The sequence below is a fragment of the Ornithinicoccus halotolerans genome (assembly GCF_009602535.1).
Taxonomy (GTDB): Bacteria; Actinomycetota; Actinomycetes; order Actinomycetales; family Dermatophilaceae; genus Ornithinicoccus; species Ornithinicoccus halotolerans.
The window spans coordinates 1-7,365 of sequence record NZ_WIQI01000119.1; the positions used below are offsets into that span (position 1 = coordinate 1).

3 protein-coding genes are annotated in these 7,365 nt (G+C 76.1%); 1 reads left to right on the forward strand and 2 read right to left on the reverse strand.

All coding sequences use genetic code 11. The features are described from left to right. The first annotated feature begins 380 nt into the window (after positions 1–380). Positions 381–2,081, forward strand: a complete 1,701-nt coding sequence (locus tag GFJ45_RS14165) for a phosphotransferase (protein WP_153398328.1) — start codon at positions 381–383, stop codon at positions 2,079–2,081. A gap of 36 nt (positions 2,082–2,117) precedes the next feature. On the opposite strand, the gene GFJ45_RS14170 is transcribed toward GFJ45_RS14165, so the two are convergent. Together GFJ45_RS14170 and GFJ45_RS14175 are read right to left on the reverse strand one after the other, a co-directional pair. Then, a complete protein-coding gene (locus GFJ45_RS14170) occupies positions 2,118–5,390 on the reverse strand; it encodes an ATP-dependent helicase (protein ID WP_153398330.1) in 3,273 nt (1,090 codons plus the stop codon). Then, positions 5,387–7,365, reverse strand: a 1,979-nt coding sequence (locus GFJ45_RS14175) for a PD-(D/E)XK nuclease family protein (RefSeq protein ID WP_194288685.1), incomplete at its 5' end; no start/stop codon positions are given. The genes GFJ45_RS14170 and GFJ45_RS14175, both read right to left, overlap by 4 nt.

Sequence of the window (7,365 nt, forward strand, 5' to 3'; positions counted from 1 at the left end):
GGTGCCACGCCCACCACATCCGATGGTGGACCCGCGACCACGGCCCCACCGACATCAACAACCTGACCCTCCTCTGCGCCCGACACCACACCCACGTCCACGACCACGACCTCACCGCCACCATCACCACCACCACCGGCGTCCACTGGCACCTGCGATGACCCCGCCCCACCCCGGTCGCCGCGGCGGCCGGGGAACAAGCCCTGCCTGCCCGCACCCAGCGGGGATCCGGTCAACACACGAGGCCGCGCCCCGGGCACCAGCCGCAGGTGCCGGGACGCGGCCACCGGTAGCTGGGCGGACTCCTGCGAGGCATCCCCGCACGGACGTGCCGGACCGCTTCCGCCGCCTGGCGGCGCTGAGCGCATACGGTGGGGGTCGTGACACGCAGTGACCTCGCGCTGGCTGCCCTGGCGACTGCTGCCGTGCCGGGGATGCAGCCCGTCTCGGTGGTCGGCGTGCGGCCCAGCCACGCCCGCGCCCGCTACCGGACGGCCGTGGTCGGGGACGCGACAGGACGGCGCTGGCTGGTCCGCGCCCCGCGGGACCGCGGCTCGGGCGCGGAGCTGGAGCGCAACGACGGGCTGGTCCGGCTGCTGGGGCGCCACGTGCCGTTCAAGGTTCCCGCCGCGGCGGGGTACGCCGACAGCCAGCACGGGCGCGCAGCCGTCTACCCCTTCGTCGAGGGCCGCCCGCTGCGGCTGCGCAGCCTGCCTCCCGGCCCGGGGCTCGCGGCAGCGGTCGGCCGGGCGATCGCTGCGGTGCACAACATCCCGCGGGAGTTGTTCGAGGAGACCGGGGCGCCGGTCTTCGACGCCGCTGGCTACCGGAACCGGCTGCTGGCTGAGCTGGATCGAGCCGCCGAGACCGGCCACGTCCCGACCGGGCTGCTGGCCCGGTGGGAGGAGGCGCTGGAGGCCGCGCCGCTGTGGCAGTTCGCGACCACCCCGACGCACGGGTCGCTGGACGGCTCGAGCTTCCTGGTGGCCTTCACCAGTGAGGACGCCGCCAGCGGCCGGGTCGTCGCCCTCACCGGCTGGGAGCGCGCCCAGGTGGCCGACCCCGCCGATGACTTCGCCATGCTGGTCCACCAGGCGAGCCCGCCCGCGCTGGAGGCGGTGCTGGACAGCTACACCCTCGCTCGGTCACAACGCCCGGACCCGCACCTGGTCGCCCGCGCCCGGTTGGCCGCCGAGATGCGCCTCGTCCACGGGCTGGCAACCGCGGTCTGGGCAGAGGACGAGGAAGAGGTCGACTACCGCGCCGATCAGCTCCGCAAGCTGGACCGGCTCACCTCGGTCGATGACTCGTTGGTGCCGCGGACCGTGCTTGCCGGCGGCGCGGCGCCCTACGACGCCGAGGCCGCGACAGAACCCGCCGGGGAGACGACCGACGCACCGGTCACGGACCTGGTCAGGGAGGACGCGACGGTCACGGCACCGGAGTCGCCATCGACCAGCGAGGAGGCCTCCCCTGGCAGTCTGGTCGACCGGACTGCTGCAGAGCAGCAAGCCCACCCGGCGCAGCAGCCCGCCACGGGTGCGGCGCCCGTGGACCCTCCTGCTGAGGAGGAGTCCGAGATCACGACCGAGATCCCGGTCATACCCCCTGGCGGGGAGGGTGAGGACAGGGATCTGGAGGCGGCGAGCCCGGACGACCCCGCCGGCGTCGAGGCGCTCCCGGACCAGCTCCCCGACGAGCCGAGCGAGGCAGCGACGGTTCCCGCCGAGGAGCCTGCCGAGGAACCTTCCGAGGAGCCGGCTTGGGAGGTCTCGCCCCCGGAGCCCGGGCCGGCGACGGCCTCCCCCGACGAGGACGTCCCGGTCACCGACATCGAGGACGAGCAGCCAGCCGCCGAGCCCGCCCCGGGGCAGCCGGAGGCAGATTCGGGCCCGGACGTCCCGGAGAACGACGGCGCGAGTGATGAGTCAGCCACCGAGCGGCTGCACACGCTCTACGGCATGCCGGTCCCCGAGGACGCCGATGCCAGCGAGGACGGGCCAGGCAGCACGGAGGCCGGTGACGAGGCGGAGGGCGATGAGGACGGCCCACCTCCCGGACGAGGCGGCACCGCCAGCTGACTGCCGTCGCCCGCTCAGCAGCGCGCGTTCTCAGGCTCAGCGTCCGCCGGGACGGGTGGCCAGGAGCTCGTCGGCCCGGGTCTCCAGCTCCCGCTCATCCGGCAGTTCCGGCTCGACCGTCTCGCCGGTCGCGGCGTGGAAGAAGACGGCCCGTACCTGTTCCGGAGCCAGCCCCTGCTGCCGGGCGTACGCCAGCCGGTAGGCCGCGAGCTGCAACGCCCGGTGGTCCCGGTCACCGTCCTCGGCCGGTGCACCGGTCTTCCAGTCGACGATGACCACCCCGCCGTCGGGGTCGGGGAAGACGGCGTCGATCCGCCCCCGCATGGGCACCCCACCCAGGGTGGTTTCGACCGGGACCTCCACCGCCCGTGGCTCCCGCTCGGCCCACGGGGAGGCCAGGAAGTTCTCGCGCAGCCGCATCTCCCCGGCGCTCGGCTCGCCGGTGTCGTCGGCTCCAGGCAGATCGTGCACGTCCAGCAGCGCCGCGCGGGCGTAGTGGCGCTCCACCCAGGCGTGGAAGGCGGTGCCCTGCCTGGCCCGGTGCGCCGGTGGCGCGGGCACTGGGCGGCGGCGCCGCCGCCAGAACAGCTCGGGGTCGCGGGCCATGCTGACCAGCTCGGAGGTGGACAGCTGGGCCGGTGGCGGCAGCCGGCCGGCGGTGGGGTCGCGGTCCCGCTCCCGCAGCAGTAGCTCGGCCTGCTGGGCGAGCCGGCCGGGGTCCTCCCCGGCGTGCGTGGCGCTGCCGGGGTCGTCAAGGATCGCGGCCACCAGGTCCGTCACGGCCCCCCGGGCCTGGTCCCGGTCGGTGGGCCAGGGAGCCAGCGTCTCCCGCTCGAGCAACGGGTTGGTCGCCGGGCCGTCGGTATCCGGGTCGGGCATCGGCGCCCAGGTGAGCCGGTGGATGCCGGGACCTGCCTGCGGGTGCTCGAGCAGCTCGGCGAGGAAGCGGGAGGTCACTCGCGGGGTAGTGCCGGTCGACCAAACCGGGGCGGTGAGCAGCAGCTCCTGCCGTGCCCGGGTCAGCGCCACGTAGGCCAGCCGCCGCTCCTCGGTGACCGCGTGCCGGCCCCCGGCACGACGGTGCTCCTCCAGCGCCTCGTCCAGGGTGTGGGTGTCACGCACCGCCGCCCACGGCACCTGCGGCAGGCCGGCGGCGTCCCCCCGCAGCGGATACGGCAGGCTGTCCAGCCCGGTGAGCCAGCCGGGCACACTGGGGTCACTGACCTGCCATTGCCCCTCCTGCCAGCGTGACCGCGCCGTGTAGGCCGGGAACACGCCCTCGGCCATCCCGGGTACCGCCACGACGTCCCACTCCAGTCCCTTCGCGGCATGCACCGTCATCACCTGCACGGCATGGGCGGAGACTGCCACCTCGGCCGGCTCCAGCCCCCGCTCATGGGCGCGCGCCGCCTCCAGCCAGGCCACGAACCCACCCAGGGTGGGGCGTTCCGCGCTGACCGCGAACTGGGCCGCTACCTCGGCGAGGGCGTCCAGCTGCGCGCGCGCCCACGCCGGTGGCGTGTCGGGATCGGAGGCGACCTCCAGGTCCAGCTCCAGCCATCGCTCGGCCTGTGCCACCAGGTCGGGTAGCGGCTGCCCGGCTGACTGCCGGACCCGGTCCAGCACCCGGGCCAGCCAGGCGACCCGGCGCCGACCCGACTCGCTCACGTGCCGGCCGCGCGAGTCCCGCCATCCGGGTGGGGGCAGGCTGTGCACCGCGTCCGCCAGCACCGGGGGCTCCGGGCTCGCACCGCCCGCTGCCCCGACGCGGTCCTCGTCCTCCTCGCGCAGCCGTCGCGCCCAGGCCCACAAGCCGTCCAGGTCGGCGGCGCCGAGTCGGCACGCCGGGCCCGCCAGCAGCCGGGCCAGCTGGTCCCCGCGGGTCGGGTCCTGCGCCACCGCGAGCAGCGCGACCAGGTCCACCACCTCGGGGGCGCTGAGCAGCCCACCCAGGCCCACCACCTCGACAGGGAGCCCGTAGCGGCGCAGCGCCGCGACGACGGTGTCGAACTGCGCCCGGTTCCGGCACAGCACCGCCGCTGACCGGACACCCGAGTCCGCGCCTTCGGCCGGCTCCCGCCAGCGCTCGGCGACCCAGCGGGCGACCAGGTCGGCCTCCTCCTCATGCGTGCTCAGCCGGGCGGCCGACACCTGCCCGGCACCGACGCCCGGGCGGGCACGCAGCGGCTCCACCGGTACCCGGCTGCCCCGCCGCAGCGGGGCGGCGACCGCATTGGCGACCGTCAGCACGGCCTCGTCGTTGCGCCACGAGGTGCTCAGCGGCAGCACCGGCGCGGGCCGCCCGACCGCGCCGAACGCCTCCGGGAACCTGGCCAGCGTGGTGGCGCTGGCGCCGCGCCACCCGTAGATCGACTGGTGCGGGTCCCCGACCGCCGTGACGGCGCCGCCGTCCTCGGCGAACAGCGACCGGAGCAGCACCAGCTGCGCCTCGCTGGTGTCCTGGAACTCGTCCAGCAGCACCGCCCGGTAGCGCTGCCGCTCGGCACGACCCACGTCGGGCACGTCACGGGCCAGCCGGGCGGCGAGGGCCACCTGGTCGGCGAAGTCCAGCGCCTCCCGTCCCCGTTTGGCCTGCCGGTAGCGGCGCACCAGCGGGTAGACCCGCGCCAGGTCGCGCAGCTGAGCCGCCGTGCGGCGGCCGACGACCTTGGGCTTGGCGTGATCGCGCCCGGGAAGGTTCTCAACCCGCGCGGCCAGGTCCAGCAGGAAGGACTCGGCCTCGTCCTCGGTGACCAGGTGCTCGGCCAGCTCACCGGAGACCGACAGCACCGCCTGGACCAGCGTCGCGGCGGCCTGCTCGATGCCGGCCATGTCGCCGTCATAGCCCTCGACCACCTCCGTGGCCAGCTGCCAGCAGGCGGCCTCCGAGAGCAACCGCGAGCCCGGCTTGATACCGACCCGCAGGCCGTGCTCCCCCACCAGGCGCCCCGCGTAGGAGTGGTAGGTGGACACGGTCGGCGGTGCCAGCGGCCCCTGCTCGCCCTCCGGCGACCACAGCCCGGCGTTGGCCAGCGTCCGCAGCCGGCGGGCCAGCCGCTCCCCGAGCTCGGTCGCCGCCTTGCGGGTGAAGGTGAGCCCGAGCACCTCCTCGGGGCGGACCATGTGGTTCGCGACCAGCCAGACCACTCGTGCGGCCATGGTCTCGGTCTTCCCCGAGCCTGCGCCGGCGACCACCAGCACCGGCTCCAGCGGCGCCTCGATGACCCGCGCCTGCTCCGGCGTCGGCGGCGGAGCGCCGAGCGCCGCGGCGACATCGGCGGCGCCCCACCGCGGGGCGGCGGCGCTCACCGCCACTCCCTCCCCTCGGGCTGCAGTGGACAGCTGGCGGTCACCGGACAGGTGCGACACCAGCTGCCCGAGGTCGCCGGGAACCGTGCCGAGCCCATGCCCTCGGCCGTGGCGGTGACCAGGTGGTGCGCCCAGCGGGGGTCCTCGTCCTGGTCCAGCGGCGGTTGCGGCTGCACCGACGGCCCGCGCCCCGCGGCCCGGCCCAGCTGGACCAGCACCGCCCCGCCCGGCTCGCCGGCGATCGCGGGGGCCTGCTGGTCCGAGGGGTCGGGGTGCTCACCGGTGGCCTCCGGCTGCACGCCGCCCTCGACGAGCGCGACCTGGTAGGTGCCCAGCTGGGGGTGTCGCGCCAGCTCCTTGGCGGCCGGCTTGGAGGCTCCCGTCTTGAGGTCGACGACCCGCAGCCGGCCGTCGTCGTGGCGCTCGAGCCGGTCCACCCGGCCGGTCACCCGGGCCCGGTCCACGGTGGCGTCCACGGCCAGCTCGGTGCCGACCAGCCGCCAACCGTGCGCCTCGGCGCCGTCCACGTAGGCGACGTAGCGCCGCAGCATGTCGGTGGCGCGCTCGCGTTCCCGCCGCGCGACCCAGCCGTCACCGAGCCCGAGCTGGTGCCAGCGCCGCTCCAGCTCGGCCTGCAGGTCGGCGAGGCCGGCCCGTGGCTGCTCGGCGACGATGTCGTGCACCAGGGTGCCGACGGCCGCCGCGTGCTGGCGGGGGCGCTCCCCGCCACGGCTGGTCAGCAGCCACCGGAGCCCGCACTCGGAGAACCCCTGCACCCGTGAGGGGGAGACGGGGACGGGACCGGTCGGCTGCACCGGACGGGGGTCCGAGACGTCACGGACCTGCCACCAGTGCCGCGGGTCGGCACCGGGCACGCCCGCGGCCACCAGCTCCCGCAGCACCCGGGCCGCCTCGTCCCTGGCCGGGCGGTCACCCTCGCGGTGGGCCCGGACCAGCTCCCGGCGCAGCGTGGCCACCAGGCCGCGCAGCGTCAGCGGGGGCGGCACCTCGGCCAGCGACCGGTCCTCCTCGCGCGGGTCCACCAGGTCGAGCAGCGTGGAGGGCTGCTCGTCGGGGCTGGCGACCGCGGTGACGAGCAGCTGTTCCCGCGCGCGGGTGAGGGCGGTGTAGAACTGCCGCAGCTCGTCGGCCCGCACCTGCTCCTGGGCGGCGCGCAGCCCCTCGGTGCCGGAGACGGAGCGGCCGTGCAGCACCGCGACCAGCGCCTCGGCGCCCAGCAGGCTGTCGCGCAGCCGCAGGTCCGGCCACACCCCTTCCTGCACGCCGACCACGGCGACGCGGTCCCACTCCTGGCCGGCGGCCGCCTGCGGGGTGAGCACCGCGACCGCGTCCGCCCGGTGCCCCCGGGCGGCCAGGCTGTCGGCGCCCAGGTCGAGGGCCGCGACGTGGCTGGCGAAACCGGCTGGCCCCATGCCCGGCAGCCGCTCGACGTAGTCGGCCGCCGCCCCGAACAGCACCATCACCGCGTCCAGGTCCCGGTCGGCACGCTCCCCCGCCGCCCCGCCGGCGAGCGCCTGCTCCTCCCATGCGCGGGAGAGCCCGGAGCGGTCCCACAGCGTCCACAGCAGCGTCTCGGCGTCCGGCCGCTGGTCGCCACCGTCGCCTGTCAGGTGCGCCAGACCCGCCCGCAGCACGGCCGCGACCCGCCGCACCGGGGCCAGGTCCGGGTCGTCGAGGAGCGAGGAGGCCGGGTCGAGGAGCAAGGTGGCGATCACGTCATCGGCCGGCAGCCCCTCGCTGCCGGGCAGCTCCGGGGCGACCCGGCGGGCGGCGCGTCGCAGCCGCAGCAGGGCGAGCGGGTCAGCCCCGCCCAGCGGTGAGGTGACCAGGTCGACCGCCTCCTCGGCGGACAGCAGCGACCGCCGGCCGGCCGCAGCGGCGTCCTCGCCTGGGTTGATACCGGCGTCGATCGCGTAGTTGCCGGGGATCGAGACCAGGTCGGCGTCGGCGAGCG